Raw genomic sequence first — 17,563 nt, 5'->3', positions numbered from 1 at the left:
GGCGGCGGCCCGGGCGGCCTGGGCGGGTCAGTCGGGCAGCGGGGCGCCGTCGGCGGGGACGGGGACCGGCTCGGTACGGCGCCCGGCACGCGCGCCGCCCACGATCACCACGGTGACCCCGGCGAGCAGCAGCGCCAGCCCGGGCAGGGCGAGCGGGCGGGGCAGCTGACCCAGCCAGACCCAGCCGATCAGGGCGGCGCCCGGCGCCTCCAGCAGGATCAGCACGCTCACCGTGGTGGCGGAGATCCGGTGCAGCGCGTAGTTGAACATCGAGTGCCCGAGCAGTTGGGCGCCCGCCACCAGGGCGACGATGGCCAGCCAGGTGTGGCCGTCGAAGCCGACCAGGCGCACCCCGCCGACCAGGCAGACGACCAGCAGGATCAGCGCGCAGACGCCGTAGCAGATGGTGGTGTAGGTCGTGGTGCTGATGCTGGCCCGGGCCCGTTCCCCGAAGGCGGTGTAGATCGCGGCGAACATCCCGCCGGCCACCGCGAGCAGATCGCCGGCGAACGCCCGCCCGGAGACCGCGACGTCGGCGCCGGTGGCGAGCGCGGCACCGGCGACCGCGACCCCGATCCCCGCCCAGACCACCACCGGCAGTCGGCGACCCTGGCCCCGGGCGATCAGCCCCTGCCAGACCGGCTGGGTGGCGCCGAGGGCGGTGGCGGCGGCGACCGAGGTGAGTTGGGCGCTCGGCATCCAGGTGGCGAAGTGGGCGGCCAGCGCGACGCCGGAGAGCACGCAGTACCAGCCCTCCCGCCGGCCCGCGCCCACGGTCAGCGCCCGGAATTCGGCGCGGCGCCGGGTCGCCGAGAACGGACCGAGCACGGCGACCGAGAGCAGGTTGCGCCAGAACGCGATGGCCAGCGCCGGCGCGGCCGCGAACGCGACCAGCGGCGCGGACGACGAGACGGCGACCACGGCGAGAGCGACGGCCCCGGTGGTCATCGGGTCGAGCGGCGGGCGGTACGGGGATGGGGACACGGGGAGCAATCCTCACATGCCCCGGTCACCACGGAACGTCAGCACTCCGTTACGATCATGCGGTCCGCGCCGGCGACACCCCTACGTCCGGAGGCGCTCCCCCCATGCCGAGGTTCCAGGCGGTGCTCTTCGACTTCTTCGGCACGCTGACCACGTCGGTCCAGCGTGGCGCGGCTCATCACGGCACCGCGGAGCTGCTGGGCTGCCCCAGCGACGCGCTCGCCGAGGTGCTCGACCGGACCTTCTACCAGCGGGCCACCGGGCAGCTCGGCAACGCCGAGGCGACGCTGCGCTGGGTCTGCGCGCAGGCCGGCGTACGCCCCTCGGACGCCGCGGTGCGCGCGGCGGTGGCCTCCCGGCACCGGGCGGTACGCGCGGACACCCGGCTGCGCCCAGACGCGGTGTCGACACTGGCCGAGCTGCGCCACCTCGGCCTGCGTACCGGTGTGATCAGCGACTGCACCCACGAGCTGCCGGCCTTCCTTCCGCGGTTGGCGATCGCCCCGCTGCTCGACGTACGGGTCTTCTCGGTGCAGGTCGGGCGGTGCAAGCCGGACCCGGCGCTCTACCTGGCGGCGTGCCGGCGGCTGGGGTTGGCCCCGCAGGACTGCCTCTACGTCGGCGACGGCGGCAGCCAGGAGCTGACCGGGGCGGAGCGGGCCGGCATGACCGCGGCCCGGCTGGCCGAGCCGGACCTCGTCGAGCACATGGTGTTCAACGCCGACCTGGACTGGCGCGGCCCGGTGCTCGGTGCGCTGTACGAGGTGGTGGACCTGGTCGGGCGGAGGATCGTCCCGGCCGGCGAAGTCGCACCCGAGGTGGCGGCCCGGCCGGACCGGCACCGCCCGGCCACGACCCCGGTGGGCGGCTGAGCCGGCGGACCGGCGGGCGGGGTGCGGCCGGACGGCCGGGGATCAGCGGCGGCGGACCCGGTGCAGCCGGAACGGTCGACGGGCCGCTCGGACCGCCGGGGTCTCCCGGGGCGGCTCGGCCAGCGAACCGCTGGGCAGGGCCTCGCCGGAGAGCGGCTCGCCGGCCGGGGTGAGCCGGTTCAGCGCGCAGCCGTCGTCCGCCCAGCGCCGTATCAGCTCGACGGTCGGCCCGGAGGCGTTCAACCGCTTCGCCGCGACCAGCGGCGCGAGGGTCTCCCACTCCTCGCCGCCCGGTCGCACCCGGCTGACCCGGGCCGGCCAGGTCACGATCCGGCCACCGTGGTCACCGCGCATCGTGACCTGCGCCTGCGTGGCGTCGGCCAGCCCCGGCGCGGCCTGCTCGCCCGGGCCGCTGACCACGACGAGCGCGCCCTCCAGAGTGGCGCACCAGAGCGCCACCGCCGGGCCGCCGGAGACGCTCACCCAGGCCACCGCGGCCTTCTTGATCACCTCGTCGACCAGGGGCGTGCTGCTCCGCCCGTCCTCGTCCGTCACAGCGGCATCCTCCCCCACCGGGGCCGGTCGCGTCAGCCTGGCGGGCCGGGTCGATCACTCAGCCCACGAACGGCGGCACCATGATCTCGCCGCGGGCCACCGGAACGACCTGGCCGCCCACCGTGGCGCCCACCGCCGCGCCGTTCGCCGCGGTGACCGTGCAGGCGAGCGAGGAGGGGCGGTTGATCTCGATGCCCTGGCGGACGGCGTACGAGGAGCGGCCGTCGCCGGGAAGCAGGCCGCTGGCCACCAGCCAGACACCGAGGCCCAGCGCCGCCGAACCGGTGGCCGGGTCCTCCGGAACACCGAGCCCGGGCACGAAGACCCGGGCGTGCGCGGTTTGGCTTGCGGCGTCCCAGGAGAAGACGCTGACGTGCTCCACCCCGTACCGCTGTGCCGCAGCCACGTCCACCCGGGCCCGGGCCACCGCGTCCGGACGGACCGGGAGGTACGGGAACTCCAGCCCGCAGCCGGCGACCCGGGGCGACGGACCGGCGTGGTCGGCCGAGCCGAGGCTGACGATCTCCAGCAGCGGCTCCGGGTCCAGTTCGGGCCCGAGCGTCGGACCGCCGCCGGTCAGCGTCGCCCCGGTCGCGGTGACCTCCAGCGGGAGCACGCCCGCGCCGCACTCCTGGGTGACCTGCCCCACCCCGAACATGCCGCGGCGGCTCGCGACCACCGCGGCGCCCACGCTCGGGTGACCGGCGAAGGGCAACTCCGCCGCCGGGGTGAAGATCCGGGCCCGGTAGGTGGCGCCGACCTGGGTGGGAGGCAGCACGAACACCGTCTCGGAGAGGTTGAACTCCAGCGCGAGCGCCTGCATCTGCTCGGTTGCCAGGGCTTCCGCGCCGAACACCACGGCCAGCGGGTTGCCGGCGAAGGGGCGGTCGGTGAAGACGTCCACGATCTCGTACGCCAAGGTCGACATGCTGACAAACACTAGGCGCTTAGGCTGGTGCCCGTGAGTACCCCGACCCGGGTCTACATCGCCCGGCTCGCCGGCGTCGCTGTCTTCGACCCCAACGGTGACCAGGTGGGCCGGGTCCGTGACGCCGTGGCCCGGCTCCGGCCGACCCAGCGACCGCCCGAGGTGGTGGGGCTGGTCGCCGAGATGCCGCTGCGTCGGCGGATCTTCCTCTCCATCAACCGGATCACCTCGATCGACGCCGACGCGGTGGTCCTCGGCAGCGGCACCCTCAACCTGCGCCGCTTCGAGAAGCGCCCGAACGAGCTGCTGGTGCTCCAGGAGCTGCTCGACCGGCGGGTGCAGCTCGACCCGGGCGGCCAGGCCGGCGCGGTGGTGGACGTGGCGATGGAGTGCAGCCGGGGCGGCGAGTGGTCGCTCAGCCGGGTCGCGGTGCGCGAGCAGACCGGCCGGCTCACCCGGCGGGGACACCTGCACCAGGTCGACTGGGACCGGGTACGCGGGCTCAGTGGCATCGCCGACGACCGGGGCACGGCCAACCTGCTCGCCGTGCTGGAGGACATGCGCCCGGCCGACCTGGCCAACGCGTTGCAGGACCTGCCGGACGCCCGGCGCAACGAGGTCGCCGCGGCGCTGGACGACGAGCGGCTGGCGGACGTGCTCAGCGAACTGCCCGAGCACGACCAGGTGGAGATCCTCGCCGCGCTGGACCGGGAACGGGCCGCCGACGTGCTGGAGGAGATGGACCCGGACGACGCCGCGGACCTGCTCAACGAGCTACCGCCGCCGGAGCAGGACGTGCTGCTGGACCTGATGACCCCGGACGAGGCCGACCCGGTACGCCAACTGCTGAAGTACACCCCGGGCACCGCCGGCAGCGTGATGACCTCCGAGCCGGTGATCCTGCCGCCGGACGCCACCGTCGCCGAGGCGCTGGCGCGGATCCGGGAGCCGCAGCTCTCCCCCGCCGTGGCCGCGCAGGTGTTCGTCACCCGGGCGCCCCTGACCACGCCGACCGGGCGCTACCTGGGCATGGTGCACTTCCAACGGCTGCTCCGCGAGCCACCGGCCGACATGCTCGGCGGTGTGGTCGTCAACGACATCGACCCGCTGCGGCCGACCACCCCGCTGCCGGAGATCACCCGCCGGATGGCCACCTACGACCTGGTCGCCATGCCGGTGATCGACCGCAGCAACCGGCTGGTCGGCGCGGTGACGGTGGACGACGTGCTGGACCACTCGCTGCCCCGGGACTGGCGCGACCGGGACGCGATCGGAACCCAGAGCCCCGCCGAGGCGACGGTGGACGGCGCGGATGACTGAGCAGCGGCGGGCGGGGCGGCTGGATCAGCCGCGCGAGCCCAGGGGCGTCAAGCTGCCCCGGTTCGACCCGGAGGCGTTCGGCCGGTGGTCGGAGGGGATCGCTCGCAGCATGGGCACGGCGAACTTCATCGTCTACATGACGGCGGTGATCGCCATCTGGTTCGGCTGGAACACGCTGGCACCGGCGAACCTGCGCTTCGACCCGTACACCTTCACGTTCCTCACTCTGGTGCTGTCGTTGCAGGCCAGCTACGCGGCCCCGCTGATCCTGCTGGCGCAGAACCGGCAGGCGGACCGGGACCGGGTGGCGCTGGAGGAGGACCGACGGCGGGCGACCGCGCAGAAGGCGGACACCGAGTATCTGGCCCGGGAGATCGCCGCGCTGCGGAACGCGATGGGTGAGGTCGCCACCCGGGACTTCCTCCGCTCCGAACTGGCCCGGCTGGCCGAGGAGCTGGACGAGGCGGCGCAGCGCCGGCAACGGCTCGATCGACGCCAGCAGGAGAAGCAGGCCCGGTCGGCCGGCGGCGAGGGGCTGGACGAGCCGCGCGACGACCTCGACGGTGACTTCGCCCGGGACCGCCGGCCGGACCCGGCGACGCCGCGGACCCCGGAGGGCTGAGCGCGACGGGCGCCGCAACGTTTGAACGCCGCGCGCCTCAAGGGGCCAGGCGAGCGGCGTTCGTCTCGATCGTCCCACTTCGTCGGTTGGCCGTCCAGCCCCCGGATGAGGGCTGGCATCGCCATCGACTCGCTCACACCGACCCCTGCTGAGCGCGGGGCGGATCCCCCTCGACGTAGCATTGCGGGCATGTCAGCACCCGTCAGCACCGTCGAGGACGCGATCCAGGCCGCCCTGGCCACCGTCAACGACCCGGAGATCCGCCGGCCCATCACCGAGCTGGGCATGGTCCAGTCCGCCGTGGTCGGCCCGGACGGCGTGGTACGGGTCGAGCTGCTGCTCACCGTCGCCGGCTGCCCGCTGAAGGACAAGCTGCGCTCCGACATCACCGCCGCGGTCGCCGCGGTGCCCGGCGTGACCGGCGTGCAGATCGAATTCGGGGTGATGAGCCCGGAGCAGCGCCAGTCGTTGCAGGCGACACTGCGCGGCGGCGGCGCGTCCGCGGAGCCGGTCATTCCGTTCGCCCAGCCCGGCTCCCGTACCCGGGTGTACGCGGTGGCCAGCGGCAAGGGCGGCGTCGGCAAGTCCAGCGTGACGGTGAACCTGGCCGCGGCGCTGGCCGCCCGCGGGCTCTCCGTCGGCGTGGTCGACGCCGACATCTACGGTCACTCGGTGCCCCGGATGCTCGGCGCGGACGGCCGCCCGACCCGGGTCGAAGACATGATCATGCCCCCGCAGTCGCACGGCGTGAAGGTCATCTCGATCGGCATGTTCACCGCCGGCAACGCCGCCGTGGTGTGGCGCGGCCCGATGCTGCACCGGGCGCTGCAGCAGTTCCTCGCGGACGTCTACTGGGGCGACCTGGACGTGCTCCTGCTCGACCTCCCCCCGGGCACCGGCGACGTGGCCATCTCGCTGGCCCAGCTGCTGCCCAACTCGGAGATCCTCGTGGTGACCACCCCGCAGGCCGCCGCCGCCGAGGTGGCGGAGCGGGCCGGCGCGATCGCGTTGCAGACCCACCAGCGGATCGTCGGCGTGATCGAGAACATGTCCTGGCTGGAGCTGCCGGACGGCTCCCGGATGGAGATCTTCGGCGCCGGCGGCGGCCAGTCCGTCGCCGAGTCGCTGAGCCGGACCATCGGCGCCCAGGTGCCGCTGCTCGGGCAGATCCCGCTGGACACCCGGGTGCGTGAGGCCGGCGACGCGGGCAACCCGATCGTGCTGGCCGAGCCGGAGTCGCCGGCCGCGGTGGCGCTCGGCTCGGTGGCCGACCGGCTCGCCGTCCGGCGCGAGTCGCTGCTGGGCAAGCCGCTCGGCCTCAAGCCCGCCGGCCGCTGATCCGACCCGGCCCGGCTGTCGTTTCCCCGAAAACGGGGGTGTCCCGGTAGCGGGACACCCCCGTTTCGGCGATACGGAGTCGATCGAGAAGAGCCGGACGGGGCCGCGAACGGCTCAGGTGGCGTCGTCGTAGCTGGCTCGGGGGGCGGGTGCCGGGGCGCCGCCGGTGGCCGTGGACGACCGGGCGCCGGTGGACCGCACGTCGGCGGCGTTGGCCACGTCCTTCAGGTCGTCGTGCACGCCGGTGACGTCCGCCCGGAGGTTGTCGTAGACGCCCTGCAACGGCTTCCGGATCGCCTGCTCGTCCTCTTCGCTGAGCAGGTGCTTACGGATGAACGCCTTCGGATGCAGATCCTCGAGCTGGATGTCGGTGCCGAGCTCCCGACTCAGGTCGGTGGTCGCGTTGCGGGCCATGTTGCGCAGGTTGCGCACCATCCGCAGCCCGTCGGTGATGACCGCGGGCAGCCGGTCACCGAAGATCAGCAGCGCCAGGAGCAGCAGCGCACCGATCTCCCACCAGTTCAGGTTGTCGAGCATCCCGCCGGCCTCCTCTCGGGGTCAGCAGCAAGACTACGCACGTCGGAGAGGAACCGGGGAGGGGGTGACAGGGTCCTCACTTGGCATCCGCTGCGAGCGTGACCGAGGCGTTCTGCCGATCGGAGCCCCGGCGGTACTCGACGGTGACCACCGAACCGGGCGCGAACTTACGAACCAGGGCGATCAGGTCGGTCGGCTCGGTCATCGGCCGGCCGTTCAGCCGCAGGACCACGTCACCGGCCCGGAGCCCGGCCCCGTCGGCGGGCCCGGACGGCTCGACCGCCGCGAGCCGTACGCCGCCGCCGGCGATGCCCGCCCCCGGGCCGCCGACCTGGGCGCCGATCACCGTCCGCCGGGCCTTGCCGGTGCCGATGATGTCCTGGGTCACCCGCTTGGCCTGGTTGATCGGGATGGCGAAGGCGAGGCCGATGTTGCCCGCCTCCTGCCCGTCGGAGACCAGGGACTTGATCGTGGAGTTCACCCCCACCACCCGACCGGCCCCGTCCACCAGTGGGCCGCCGGAGTTGCCGTGGTTGACCGCCGCGTCGGTCTGGATGGCTGCGTAGTAGCGCACCGGGCCACCCGGCTCACCGGCCTGCATCGTCCGGTCCAGGGCGCTCACGATGCCGGCGGTGACCGTGTTGGCCAGCGACAGCGGCGAGCCGATCGCCAGCACCGGGTCGCCGACGGCGAGCGCGTCGGAGTCACCGAACTCGACCGGCCGCAACCCGCTGCGATCCACCTTGATCACCGCGATGTCCGACTCCGGATCCTGGCCGACGAGCTGGGCCGGCGCGGTACTGCCGTCGTTGAAGACCACCGAGGCCTTGCCGGTGCCGCCGGCCACCACGTGATCGTTGGTGATCACATGCCCGTCGGCGCTCACCACGAAGCCGGAACCCTCGCTCGTCCCGGCGAGGCTGCTCACCCGGACGGTCACCACGCTGGGCAGGACCCGTTCGGCGACCCCGGCCAGTGACTCCGGTTTGCGCTGGGCCAGCGCGGGCGCCTGGGCCGGATCGGCGCCGAGCACCGTGCCCGCGGCGCCACCGCGGACCGCGAACGCGTAGCCGAGCGCGCCACCGAGGGTGCCGGCGAGCAGCGCGGTCACCAACGGGATGAGCAGCAGTTGGCGAAGTGCCGGCCGGCCCGGCGCATCCGGATCGCTGACCGCCTCGGGCGCCGTCGCGCTGTCGGTCACCGCCGGTACGACCACCGCGGCCGGCGCGGCCGGGTCCCGCCACGGGTCGACCAGGGCGTCGGACCACCAGGGCGATGCGGTGCCCTCCCCGGCGCTGCGCGGCGCGGCCGACCCCGGTGGGGCACCCGTCCCCGGCGGTCCCGCCGCCGGAGCCGGAGCATCACCGGGCCGGCGCCAGTCCCAGCCGTCGGTCACGTCGGTGCCTCCCAGTCCGTCCCCCGGATCCCGCGCGCTCCGTGGCCCGACGAGAACACCCGTCCGGCCCCGACTGGCGGGACACCGCTTCCAGGATTGCACGGATGTCCGGGATGGGGTCAGCGGTTGCCGCCCCGTGATCGCCAGGGGCCGGACGCGCGTCTGCGCCGTGGACCCGCCGCCTCTAGGCTCATAGCGCCCAACCCGCCCCCTGCACCATTCGCCGCCCGGAGGTGCCCCATCGCCACGGTCGCCGGTTCTGGCAGTTCGACGAGCCCGGCCCAGCAGTTCGCCGAGTCGTACGTTGCCGAGGACCTCGTGCTGCGCACCGCCCGCAGCCTCGCCCGCGAGGTGGGCCTGGACGCCGTGACACCCGGTGCGGGCGCCGCGCTGCGGCTGCTCGCCGCCGCCGGCAACGCCCGCGCGGTGGTGGAGATCGGCACCGGGACCGGGGTCAGCGGAGTCTGGCTGCTCCGCGGCATGCGCGCGGACGGCGTACTCACCACGATCGACGTCGAGGTGGAGCACCAGCGGATCGCCCGGCGGATCTTCGCCGAGGCGGGCTTCGTCTCCGGCCGGACCCGGATCATCACCGGCCGGGCGCTCGACGTGCTGCCGCGGCTCGCGGACGGCGCGTACGACCTGGTCTTCGTCGACGCCGAGGCGACCGGCTTCCACGCCTGCGTCGAGGCCGCGCTGCGGCTGCTGCGCCCCGGCGGCGTGCTCGCGCTCAACGGCATGCTCGCCGGTGGCCGGATCGGTGACCCGGCCGCCCGCGACGCGGAGACGGTGACCGTCCGGGAGACCATCAAGGCGGTCCGGGAGTCGGAGCACTGGATCCCGGCGCTGCTGCCGGTCGGCCACGGCCTGCTCGCCGCCGTCAAGTGTTGAGCCGCCCCGGCGGGGGCGTCGCCCGCCGGGGTCGCCCGCCGTCGCGCGGTCAGCTCAGCGTGGCCAGCCAGCGCATCAGGAACCGTACGCCCCAGCCGGTCGCGCCCTTGGTCAGCTCCGCGTCGTCGGCGTCCGCCCAGGACGGCGCGGACATGTCCACGTGCAGCCAACGGTCGCGCAGGTCGCCGGTGAACTCGCGCAGGAAGAGGGCGGAGGTGACCGACTTGGCCGGCTCCGGAGCGCTGTACAGGTCAGCCACCTCGCTGCCCAGGAACTCGACGTAGTCCGCCGGTAGCGGCATCCGCCAGGCCGACTCACCGGCCGCCTCGCCGGCCGCGAGCAGGTCGGCGGCGAGCTGGTCGTTCTCGCTGTAGAGGGCGCCGGTGCGCTTGCCCAGCGCCACGGCGTTCGCGCCGGTCAGCGTGGCCAGGTCGACCAGCAGGTCCGGCTTCAGCTGCGCCGCGGCGTAGGCGAGCGCATCGGCGAGCACCAGCCGTCCTTCGGCGTCGGAGTTGGTGGACTCGCTGGTCACCCCGCCGTAGTGCCGAATGACGTCGCCGGGACGGAACGCCGAGCCGCTGACCATGTTCTCGGCCAGCGGGGCGAGTGCGGTGATCCGGACGGGCAGTCGCAGCGCGGCAGCGCCGAGGGTGGCGGCGACCACCGCGGCGGCGCCGCCCATGTCCTTGCGCATCAGCTTCATCGCCGGCACCGGCTTGATCGAGATGCCGCCGGTGTCGAAGGTGATGCCCTTGCCGACCAGCACCACGTGGGTGCTCGCGCCGGCCGGGTGCCAGTCCAGTTCGACCAGGCGCGGCCCGCTGGCCGAGCCGCCGCCGACGGCGAGGATGCCGCCGAAGCCCTCGGCCGCCAGCTCGGCCGGTTCTCGTACCCGCAGGTGCAGGTCCGGCGTCCCGCCGGCCACCTCGGCGACCTGCCCGGCGAACCACTCCGGGTTCTTCACCGACGAGGGCGTGTTGGTCAGATCGCGGGCCAGCCGGGTCATCCGGGCGGTGGTCCGGGCCGTCTCGACCACGGCCAGGTAGGCGTCCGGGTCGCCGACCAGCAGGTCGACTCCGGCGAGCGCGGGCGCGTCACCGGCGTCGGTCAACCGGAAGCGGTAGGAGGCCAGCAGCAGCCCCTCGTAGAGCCCTCGGACCGCGGCCGGGGACGCGTCGGCCGGCAGCGCGATGGTGATGTGCGTCTCATCGGTGGTGGCACGGGCCAACGCGGCGCCCGCACGCCGCCAATCGCCCTCGTCGCCGTCGCCGATGCCCATCAGGACCAGCACGCCGGGGGTCCGCCCCGGGCGGAACTGGGTCCTGACCTCACCGGCGCGGCCGGTGAGCCGGGCGGCGGGGGCCAGTGCGGCGGCCTCGTCGGCGACGCCGTCGGGCAGCGTCACCGCGGTCGGGACCGGCACGGTCGGGGCGTCTCCGCCCGCCTCCGTCCCGGCCGGTCGAAGGGGCAGGACGAGAGTGTCGAGCCGGTGAGGCTCGGCGACCAGACGGATGGCGAGCACGCGGGACCGTACCTCCAGGAAAGGGATCGCGGAGCGGGGATCGCCCCCACGGCGCTCCGCGCCGGTAAGCCCTGAGCCACCGGCCGGGCCGGTGGCTCAGGGTATGACGAACCGTCCGGGCGGCAGCTGCCGCCCAGGCCGCTCCTCGATCAGCCGGCGGCCGCCTTCAGCGCGTCACCGAGCGCGTTGGCCTCGTCCGGAGTCATCTCGACGACGAGCCGGCCACCGCCCTCCAGCGGGACCCGCATGACGATGCCCCGCCCCTCCTTGGTGACTTCCAGCGGACCGTCGCCCGTCCGCGGCTTCATCGCCGCCATGTTGTCTCCCCTCAGACCTACACCAGGGTCGGTGGGTTGCCCCACAGCCACTTCTTCACGACCCACCCGCAACCGCCGCGGGGCGTCGACCAACGATTTTCCCTGATGAACACCGCCGGACCCAAACCGAAGCAGCATTGATGTAACAGCATCTAGCTTATCTTGAGAAGGCCTGTCACAATGTGCGGTCATGCAGGCACGGTCGGCACTCTTCGACCTGTACGGCGACTACCTCAGACCGAGGGGTGGCCGGGCGCCGGTCGCCGCCCTGGTCAAGCTGTTGGCGCCGCTCGGTATCGCCCCGCCGGCCGTGCGGACCGCGGTCTCCCGGATGGTCCGCCAGGGCTGGCTCGACCCGCTCCGGCTGGCGTCCGGGCCGGGGTATTCGATCACACCGAAAGCCGCCCGGCGACTCGACGAGGCAGCCGCCCGGATCTACCGGACCGGCCGGGTCGGCTGGGACGGCCGCTTCGATCTGCTCGTGCTGGAGGCGCCGACCTCGCGGCGGGAACGCCAGCGGCTCGCCGCGAACCTCAGCTTCCTCGGCTACGGCACGCTCGACGAGTGCAACTGGGTGGCGACCCGGCCGGGTGAGGACGTGGACCTGCTGCTCAGCGAGGCGGGCGTGCGCTACGAGCGGTTCACTGCGGCGCACGCCGCCGGCACACCGGGCGCGATGGGGGTGGTCCGCCGCGCCTGGGACCTGGCCGAGATCGGCCGGGCCTACGAGCGGTTCGTCGCCGAGCAACGCCCGCTGCTCTCCGGGGTGACGGTGCGCAGCGGGGACGAGGAGGCGTACGCCGCCCGGTTCCGGCTGGTGCACGCGTGGCGTACCTTCCTGTTCCGGGACCCGCAGCTACCCCCGGCGCTGCTCCCGGAGCGCTGGCCCGGCACCGCTGCGGCGAGCTTCTTCGACCGGCACGCGGCCCGGCTGCGGCCGGCCGCCGACCGGTACGTCGAGCAGTGTCTCGACGCCGGCAACCGCATCGTTCGACAGAAGGGTCGTTAGAAACGTGACCGAACCGCTGCTCGTCGACCGGACCGACGCCGTCGTCACGCTGACGCTGAACCGCCCGAAGGCGATGAACGCGCTCGACGTGGCGCTCAAGGAGGCGCTCCGGGACACCCTGGCCGAGCTGGAGACCGACCGGAGCTGCCGGGCCGTGGTGCTCGCCGGGGCGGGCGGGTCGTTCAGCGCCGGGCAGGATCTGCGCGAGCACGTGGCGACCCTGGAGTCCACCAGCGGCGACCCGCTCGCCACCGTCCGGGCGCACTACAACCCGATCGCCGCCCGGCTGGCCAACCTGCCGAAGCCGGTGGTGGCCGCGGTGCGCGGGATGGCCGCCGGCGCCGGCGCGTCGCTGGCCTTCCTGGCCGACATCCGGATCGGCGGCCCGACCACCAACTTCCTGATGGCGTTCGCCAAGGTCGGGCTCGCCGCCGACACCGGCGCCTCGTGGACGCTGCCCCGGCTGGTCGGCCACGCCAAGGCGGTGGAGCTGCTGATGCTCGCCGAGCCGGTCCGCGCCGAGGAGGCCTGCCGGCTCGGGCTGCTGAACCGCCTGGTTGACGACGACGAGCAGGTGCTGCCGGCCGCCCAGGAGTTGGCCGCCCGGCTCGCCGCCGGCCCCACCGTCGCCTACGGGGCGATCAAGCGGCAGCTCTCCATCGCCGACGCCGGCACCCTCGCCGACGCCCTGGCCGCCGAGGCCCAGGCACAGACGATCTGCGGCGCCACGACCGATCACCGGGCGGCCACCCTCGCCTTCGTCGGCAAGCAGAAGCCGGTCTTCGAGGGACGCTGAGCCGCCGCGCCCGACCCGAGCGGGCGGCTCGGTCAGTCGTCCTCCTCCGGATCCTGGTTGGCCTCGGCGCCGAGCACGAACGCCTGCATGGCCAGCTCGTCGCCGGCCGGCGAGACGAAGGCGGGCAGCTCGCGCGGGCCGAGCTCCTGCACGTAGGACCAGAACAGCCGGACCGCCTCGGCCGGGGTGTCAGCCTCGATCGGCAGGTCGAGGCTGACCAGCCAGGTGCGTCGCGCGGGCGGCGGACCGAGCCGGTCGGCCAACGCCCGGTAGGCCGCCGGGTCGAGGGCGGTGACCGGCCCGTCGAGCGCGAGCTGCTCGGCCGGCACCGGCTCGTCGAAAGCCCGCCGGGTGTACGTCACCACCAGCGCCGCCTCCCGGTCGGACTGCGGGTCGTCCGGGTCTTCGGGCCGCGCGCCGGTCGGCGCGGCGACCCGGCCCAGCGCCACCAGCCGGAGTGGCTCGTCGGCCAGCACCGCGACCTCGTCGCCGGGGCGGGGTCGCCCGATCTCGTCCAGGCCGGTCAGCTCGAGGGTGTCGTGGTGCACGAGCCGCTCGGCGTCATAGCGGGCGGCGGGCAGCAGCACGGCCCAGGCACCGGTGCTCGCGGCCCGGCCCGTCCCGTCCCGCCGGTGCGCGATGTCGGTCGTCATGCAGCCAATCTCATCACGCCGTCCCGGTGGGCTTGACGTGACAGCCGGCGAGGTGGTCGTCGACCATCCCGGTGGCCTGCATCAGCGCGTAGGCCGTGGTCGGGCCGACGAACCGGAAGCCGCGCTTCTTGAGCGCCTTGGCCATCGCGGTGGACTCCGGGGTGATCGCCGACAGCTCGGCGAACGACGCCGGGCGGGCCGGCCGGGGTGCCGGCGCGAACGACCAGAGCAGCGCGGAGAGCCCCTCGGGCAGCTCGGTCGCGGCTCGCGCGTTCGCGATCGCGGCCTCGATCTTGGCCCGGTTGCGCACGATGCCCGCGTCGGCGAGCAGCCGGGTCACCTCGGCCTCGCCGTAGCCGGCGACGGTCGGGATCCGGAACTCGTCGAAGGCCAGCCGGAACGCCGGACGCTTGCGCAGGATGGTCAGCCAGGACAGGCCGGACTGGAACGCCTCCAGCGTCATCCGCTCGTAGAGCGCGTCGTCGCCGTGCAGCGGCTGCCCCCACTCGGTGTCGTGGTAGACGGCGTAGTCAGGGGTGCTCGACCCCCAGGCGCAGCGCGGCAGCCCGTCGGCGCCGATCACCAGGTCAGTCACGGCCTACACGCTAGGGCAAACCTCCGACACCCCATTGCCAGCGGGCGGGAGGCTGCCTATCGTGCAGGTTACCGACCGGTAGGGGTGCGGCCACCGGCCGTGGGCGCGGCCGCGCCGAGGGCACCGAGCACGGGAGGCGACCCATGAAGGAGTTCCCGGACGTCATCGCCTGGTCGATCCCGGCGTTCCTGCTGCTGGTCGTGCTGGAACGGATCTCCTACCTGCTGCACCGCGACGACGACGAGATCGGCTACGGCGGCGCCGACACCGCCACCAGCCTGACGATGGGGCTGGGCAGCGTCTTCACCGACCTGCTCTGGAAGATCCCGATCGCCGCCGCGTACGCGCTGCTCTACGCGCTCACCCCGCTGCGGATCGCCGAGGTGTGGTGGAGCTGGCCGCTGATCCTGCTGGCCCAGGACTTCAGCTATTACTGGTCGCACCGCGGCCATCACGTGATCCGGATCCTCTGGGCCTCGCACGTGGTGCACCACTCGTCGCAGCGGTTCAACCTCTCCACCGCGCTGCGCCAGCCGTGGACCGGTCTGACCAGCTGGGTCTTCTACATCCCGATGATCCTGGCCGGGGTGCACCCGGCCGTGGTCGCCTTCTGCGGCTCGGTCAACCTGCTCTACCAGTTCTGGATCCACACCGAACGGATCGACAAGCTGCCGCGCTGGTACGAGGCGGTGTTCAACACCCCGTCGCACCACCGGGTGCACCATGCCTCGCAGGGCGGCTACCTGGATCGCAACTTCGGCGGCATCCTGATCGTCTGGGACCGGCTCTTCGGCACGTTCGCTCCGGAGCGGGAGCGCTGCGTCTACGGCCTGACCAAGAACATCGGCACCCACAACCCGGTCCGGGTGGCCTTCCACGAGTACGTGTCGATCGCCCGTGACCTGCGGGCCGCGGCCGGTTGGCGCAGCCGGGCCGGGCACCTGTTCCGGTCACCCGGCTGGCAACCCGCCACCGCCGAGACATCCCGGCCGGCCACCGGGGCGCCGCAACCGGCACCGGCCGGCGGCGGAGCAACACCGTAGGCCGCAACCCGCCTCGGCCCCGGCGACGGTCAGGGCAGCAGGCCCAGCTCGACCAGGCGGCCGAACTTCCGCAGCGCCCGGGTCAGGCCGTACTTGGAGCCGGGCCAGACCACCGGCCAGGCAACCCGGCCGGCCGGCCCACCCGGCAGGTGGAACCACTCGTGCCACACCACCTGGGTGCGGTCGCGCGCCAGCGGAGTGCAGCGCAGCACGCCCGGGCCGCGCAGCAGCCGGCCGCAGTGCACCACCCCGATCTCGTAGGGCTCGTCGACCCGGACCACCCGCATCTCGTCGCGCACCTCGGCCGGCCCCAGCGCGGTCACCGCCTCCACCAGGCTGCCCTCGCGACCGTCGCCCTCCACCACCCGCACCCGGGTGAACGGGATCCAGTCCGACTGGCGCTCCCAGGCGAGCAGCGCGGCGAAGACCCGTTCCGCCGGAGCGTCGACGATCACCGTGGCGGTCACCTCGCCGGCGCCCGGCTGGGCCGCCTCGCGCAGGCCGTCCCCGCCGTCCGGTTCGGTCACGCCGACTCCGACGGCACCGCCGGGCCGGGCCGCCCCGCCCCGCGCTTCGCCTCCGTGTCGTTCGCCTGGGCATTCGGGTCGTGCTCCGCCGCCGTCACGGTGACCGGCCCGACCGCCGGCCCATCGGCCGCTGGGCCGGTGGCCGCCGGGCCGGTGGCCGCACCCGGCACGGAGACGACTCCGTTGGCCGCCCCGACGCCCGCCGCCTGCTCGCGCGCCCGGCGCAGCGCGTCGGCGTCCGCCGTCCGTCCCTCGCGCAACGCGGCCACCTCCGCTTCCAGCACGCCGATCAGCTCCGACTTGTAGCCGATGTCGTAGGCGGCCCGGCGCATCGCCTGATCGACCTGGATCATCCGGTACCCACGCAGCGCGGTGTCGAACCGCGCCTCACCCACGTCCGACTCCCGCAGCGGACGGTTGCCCGGCAGCGGCACGGCCCGGCCGTCCGGCTCGGCCGGCATCAGCCCCGGATCCCGACCGGTGACCAGCACCGTCACCCCGAACACCACCGCCGCGACGGTCAACGCCACGACCACCATGAGCAGAAGCTGACCCATGCACAGATCGTGGCATGTCGACCGGGCCGGAGCGAGCCCGCCACCCACGCCGGACGGGTGTACCGCACGGGTGGGACACGGATCGACCGGCTAGCGTCGGGACCGGCCGACGGTGCGGCGGCCGACCAGGTGGATCTTCAGGGAGGCGCGATGGCCGGGGAGCTTCGGCTCGGTGGGCGGACCTTCGCCTCCGGCGAGCTGGTGGTGATGGCGATCGTCAACCGCACGCCGGACTCGTTCTTCGACCGGGGCGCCACCTTCGCCGCCGACAGCGCGCTGCGGGCGGTGGAGCGGGCCGTCGCCGACGGCGCCGAGATCATCGACATCGGCGGGGTCAAGGCCGGCCCGGGTGACGACGTCGACGTGGCCGAGGAGATCCGGCGCACGGTCGACACGATCGCCGCGGTCCGGGCCGCCTTCCCGGACGTGGTGATCTCCATCGACACCTGGCGGGCGGAGGTCGCGGTGGAGGCGGTGGCCGCCGGGGCCGACCTGCTGAACGACACCTGGTCCGGTGCGGATCCCGCGCTGGCCGGGGTCGCCGCGAAGACCGGGGCCGGCCTGGTCTGCTCGCACGCCGGCGGTCTGGCCCCGCGCACCCGGCCGCACCGGGCGGCCTTCGACGACGTGGTGGCCGACGTGGTCGCAACGGTCACCGGTCTCGCCGAGCGCGCGGCCGCTCTGGGCGTACGCCGGGACGGCATCCTGATCGACCCGGCGCACGACTTCGGCAAGAACACCCGTCACTCTCTGGAGATCACCCGGCGGCTGGACGAACTCACCGCCACCGGATGGCCGCTGCTTGTGGCGCTCTCCAACAAGGACTTCATCGGCGAGACGCTGGACCTGCCGGTCGCCGAGCGGCTGGAGGGGACGCTCGCGGCGACCGCGGTCTCCGCCTGGCTGGGCGCCCGGGTGTTCCGCGCCCACCAGGTCGGCCCCACCCGCCGGGTGCTCGACATGGTGGCCGCGATCCGGGGTGACCGCCCGCCGGCGGCCACCCGGCGCGGCCTCGCCTGATCCGCGTCGACCGCCCGCCGATCAGGCGTGGGCCGGGCATGACCGACCGCCGGGGCGGCGCGAACGGACGGCCGGGCCGAC

At 74.1% G+C, this 17,563-nt stretch carries 20 protein-coding genes; 9 read left to right on the top strand and 11 right to left on the bottom strand.

All coding sequences use genetic code 11. The annotated features are described in order from the left end of the window. Positions 1 to 27: 27 nt before the first annotated feature. A complete protein-coding gene (locus AB0C04_RS04165; RefSeq protein ID WP_357049111.1) occupies positions 28 to 948 on the bottom strand; it encodes a DMT family transporter in 921 nt (306 codons plus the stop codon). A gap of 140 nt (positions 949 to 1,088) precedes the next feature. On the opposite strand from AB0C04_RS04165, the gene AB0C04_RS04160 reads away from it, so the two are divergent. Then, positions 1,089 to 1,856 (top strand): HAD family hydrolase, encoded by a 768-nt coding sequence (locus tag AB0C04_RS04160; protein ID WP_357047955.1) that lies wholly within the window; start codon positions 1,089 to 1,091, stop codon positions 1,854 to 1,856. A 42-nt stretch (positions 1,857 to 1,898) separates the two neighbouring features. Here AB0C04_RS04160 and AB0C04_RS04155 read toward each other — a convergent pair whose 3' ends face one another. Both AB0C04_RS04155 and AB0C04_RS04150 read right to left on the bottom strand, forming a co-directional pair. Then, a complete protein-coding gene (locus AB0C04_RS04155) occupies positions 1,899 to 2,411 on the bottom strand; it encodes a hypothetical protein (RefSeq protein WP_357047952.1) in 513 nt (170 codons plus the stop codon). Between the two features lie 58 nt (positions 2,412 to 2,469). Further along, on the bottom strand, positions 2,470 to 3,339 hold the full coding sequence (locus AB0C04_RS04150; protein WP_357047950.1) for a PhzF family phenazine biosynthesis protein: 870 nt from the start codon (positions 3,337 to 3,339) through the stop codon (positions 2,470 to 2,472). A gap of 33 nt (positions 3,340 to 3,372) precedes the next feature. Between AB0C04_RS04150 and AB0C04_RS04145 the strand changes: the two genes are divergently transcribed. From AB0C04_RS04145 to AB0C04_RS04135, 3 genes are all read left to right on the top strand, one after another. Continuing rightward, a complete protein-coding gene (locus AB0C04_RS04145) occupies positions 3,373 to 4,659 on the top strand; it encodes a CBS domain-containing protein (RefSeq protein ID WP_357047946.1) in 1,287 nt (428 codons plus the stop codon). Then, positions 4,652 to 5,281, top strand: a complete 630-nt coding sequence (locus AB0C04_RS04140; RefSeq protein WP_357047942.1) for a DUF1003 domain-containing protein — start codon at positions 4,652 to 4,654, stop codon at positions 5,279 to 5,281. Before AB0C04_RS04145 ends, AB0C04_RS04140 begins: the two co-directional genes overlap by 8 nt. Before the next feature lie 189 nt (positions 5,282 to 5,470). Continuing rightward, positions 5,471 to 6,619 carry an Mrp/NBP35 family ATP-binding protein gene (locus AB0C04_RS04135; protein ID WP_357047939.1) on the top strand — a complete coding sequence of 383 codons (1,149 nt, stop codon included), beginning with the start codon at positions 5,471 to 5,473 and terminating at the stop codon, positions 6,617 to 6,619. A gap of 114 nt (positions 6,620 to 6,733) precedes the next feature. Here the strand turns inward: AB0C04_RS04135 and AB0C04_RS04130 are convergent, their stop codons facing one another. Further along, positions 6,734 to 7,156 (bottom strand): preprotein translocase subunit TatB, encoded by a 423-nt coding sequence (locus AB0C04_RS04130; protein WP_357047936.1) that lies wholly within the window; start codon positions 7,154 to 7,156, stop codon positions 6,734 to 6,736. A 76-nt stretch (positions 7,157 to 7,232) separates the two neighbouring features. Beyond that, a complete protein-coding gene (locus AB0C04_RS04125; protein WP_357049108.1) occupies positions 7,233 to 8,567 on the bottom strand; it encodes a trypsin-like peptidase domain-containing protein in 1,335 nt (444 codons plus the stop codon). Positions 8,568 to 8,870: 303 nt separating this feature from the next. Here AB0C04_RS04125 and AB0C04_RS04120 point away from each other — a divergent pair, with 303 nt between their 5' ends. Next, on the top strand, positions 8,871 to 9,443 hold the full coding sequence (locus tag AB0C04_RS04120) for an O-methyltransferase (RefSeq protein ID WP_350867627.1): 573 nt from the start codon (positions 8,871 to 8,873) through the stop codon (positions 9,441 to 9,443). Between the two features lie 49 nt (positions 9,444 to 9,492). Here AB0C04_RS04120 and AB0C04_RS04115 read toward each other — a convergent pair whose 3' ends face one another. Next, positions 9,493 to 10,965, bottom strand: coding sequence for a leucyl aminopeptidase family protein (locus tag AB0C04_RS04115; protein ID WP_357047933.1), 1,473 nt, complete (start codon positions 10,963 to 10,965; stop codon positions 9,493 to 9,495). Positions 10,966 to 11,114: 149 nt separating this feature from the next. Beyond that, complete coding sequence (locus AB0C04_RS04110) at positions 11,115 to 11,282, bottom strand: DUF3117 domain-containing protein (RefSeq protein ID WP_007455245.1); 168 nt, start codon at positions 11,280 to 11,282, stop codon at positions 11,115 to 11,117. A gap of 190 nt (positions 11,283 to 11,472) precedes the next feature. Between AB0C04_RS04110 and AB0C04_RS04105 the strand changes: the two genes are divergently transcribed. Together AB0C04_RS04105 and AB0C04_RS04100 are read left to right on the top strand one after the other, a co-directional pair. After that, complete coding sequence (locus AB0C04_RS04105) at positions 11,473 to 12,291, top strand: PaaX family transcriptional regulator C-terminal domain-containing protein (protein WP_357047930.1); 819 nt, start codon at positions 11,473 to 11,475, stop codon at positions 12,289 to 12,291. 4 nt (positions 12,292 to 12,295) lie between these two features. Then, entirely contained in the window at positions 12,296 to 13,087 is a 792-nt protein-coding gene (locus tag AB0C04_RS04100) for an enoyl-CoA hydratase-related protein (RefSeq protein ID WP_357047927.1), read from the top strand. Positions 13,088 to 13,119: 32 nt separating this feature from the next. On the opposite strand, the gene AB0C04_RS04095 is transcribed toward AB0C04_RS04100, so the two are convergent. Both AB0C04_RS04095 and AB0C04_RS04090 read right to left on the bottom strand, forming a co-directional pair. Further along, complete coding sequence (locus AB0C04_RS04095; RefSeq protein WP_357047924.1) at positions 13,120 to 13,740, bottom strand: hypothetical protein; 621 nt, start codon at positions 13,738 to 13,740, stop codon at positions 13,120 to 13,122. Positions 13,741 to 13,753: 13 nt separating this feature from the next. After that, positions 13,754 to 14,335 carry a DNA-3-methyladenine glycosylase I gene (locus AB0C04_RS04090; protein ID WP_357047921.1) on the bottom strand — a complete coding sequence of 194 codons (582 nt, stop codon included), beginning with the start codon at positions 14,333 to 14,335 and terminating at the stop codon, positions 13,754 to 13,756. A gap of 143 nt (positions 14,336 to 14,478) precedes the next feature. Between AB0C04_RS04090 and AB0C04_RS04085 the strand changes: the two genes are divergently transcribed. Next, on the top strand, positions 14,479 to 15,378 hold the full coding sequence (locus tag AB0C04_RS04085; protein ID WP_357047918.1) for a sterol desaturase family protein: 900 nt from the start codon (positions 14,479 to 14,481) through the stop codon (positions 15,376 to 15,378). A 29-nt stretch (positions 15,379 to 15,407) separates the two neighbouring features. Here the strand turns inward: AB0C04_RS04085 and AB0C04_RS04080 are convergent, their stop codons facing one another. Together AB0C04_RS04080 and AB0C04_RS04075 are read right to left on the bottom strand one after the other, a co-directional pair. Next, entirely contained in the window at positions 15,408 to 15,905 is a 498-nt protein-coding gene (locus tag AB0C04_RS04080; protein ID WP_357047915.1) for an SRPBCC family protein, read from the bottom strand. Next, positions 15,902 to 16,462, bottom strand: a complete 561-nt coding sequence (locus AB0C04_RS04075; RefSeq protein WP_357047912.1) for a DivIVA domain-containing protein — start codon at positions 16,460 to 16,462, stop codon at positions 15,902 to 15,904. Before AB0C04_RS04075 ends, AB0C04_RS04080 begins: the two co-directional genes overlap by 4 nt. A gap of 150 nt (positions 16,463 to 16,612) precedes the next feature. Between AB0C04_RS04075 and folP the strand changes: the two genes are divergently transcribed. Next, positions 16,613 to 17,482, top strand: a complete 870-nt coding sequence (gene folP / locus AB0C04_RS04070; protein ID WP_357047909.1) for a dihydropteroate synthase — start codon at positions 16,613 to 16,615, stop codon at positions 17,480 to 17,482. Positions 17,483 to 17,563: the final 81 nt, after the last annotated feature.

Source organism: Micromonospora sp. NPDC048909, assembly GCF_040649635.1.
Classification (GTDB): Bacteria; Actinomycetota; Actinomycetes; order Mycobacteriales; family Micromonosporaceae; genus Micromonospora.
The sequence above is the reverse complement of the archived record's forward strand: the minus strand, read 5'-3'. Positions and strand labels throughout refer to the sequence as shown.

What these genes read in the sequence shown, in the direction of transcription:
- AB0C04_RS04165 (WP_357049111.1), bottom strand. Translation starts at nt 948, where the DNA reads ATGACCACCGGGGCCGTCGCTCTCGCCGTGGTCGCCGTCTCGTCGTCC.
- AB0C04_RS04160 (WP_357047955.1), top strand. Translation starts at nt 1,089, where the DNA reads ATGCCGAGGTTCCAGGCGGTGCTCTTCGACTTCTTCGGCACGCTGACC.
- AB0C04_RS04150 (WP_357047950.1), bottom strand. Translation starts at nt 3,339, where the DNA reads ATGTCGACCTTGGCGTACGAGATCGTGGACGTCTTCACCGACCGCCCC.
- AB0C04_RS04140 (WP_357047942.1), top strand. Translation starts at nt 4,652, where the DNA reads ATGACTGAGCAGCGGCGGGCGGGGCGGCTGGATCAGCCGCGCGAGCCC.
- AB0C04_RS04135 (WP_357047939.1), top strand. Translation starts at nt 5,471, where the DNA reads ATGTCAGCACCCGTCAGCACCGTCGAGGACGCGATCCAGGCCGCCCTG.
- AB0C04_RS04130 (WP_357047936.1), bottom strand. Translation starts at nt 7,156, where the DNA reads ATGCTCGACAACCTGAACTGGTGGGAGATCGGTGCGCTGCTGCTCCTG.
- AB0C04_RS04110 (WP_007455245.1), bottom strand. Translation starts at nt 11,282, where the DNA reads ATGGCGGCGATGAAGCCGCGGACGGGCGACGGTCCGCTGGAAGTCACC.
- AB0C04_RS04105 (WP_357047930.1), top strand. Translation starts at nt 11,473, where the DNA reads ATGCAGGCACGGTCGGCACTCTTCGACCTGTACGGCGACTACCTCAGA.
- AB0C04_RS04095 (WP_357047924.1), bottom strand. Translation starts at nt 13,740, where the DNA reads ATGACGACCGACATCGCGCACCGGCGGGACGGGACGGGCCGGGCCGCG.
- AB0C04_RS04085 (WP_357047918.1), top strand. Translation starts at nt 14,479, where the DNA reads ATGAAGGAGTTCCCGGACGTCATCGCCTGGTCGATCCCGGCGTTCCTG.
- AB0C04_RS04075 (WP_357047912.1), bottom strand. Translation starts at nt 16,462, where the DNA reads ATGGGTCAGCTTCTGCTCATGGTGGTCGTGGCGTTGACCGTCGCGGCG.
- folP (WP_357047909.1), top strand. Translation starts at nt 16,613, where the DNA reads ATGGCCGGGGAGCTTCGGCTCGGTGGGCGGACCTTCGCCTCCGGCGAG.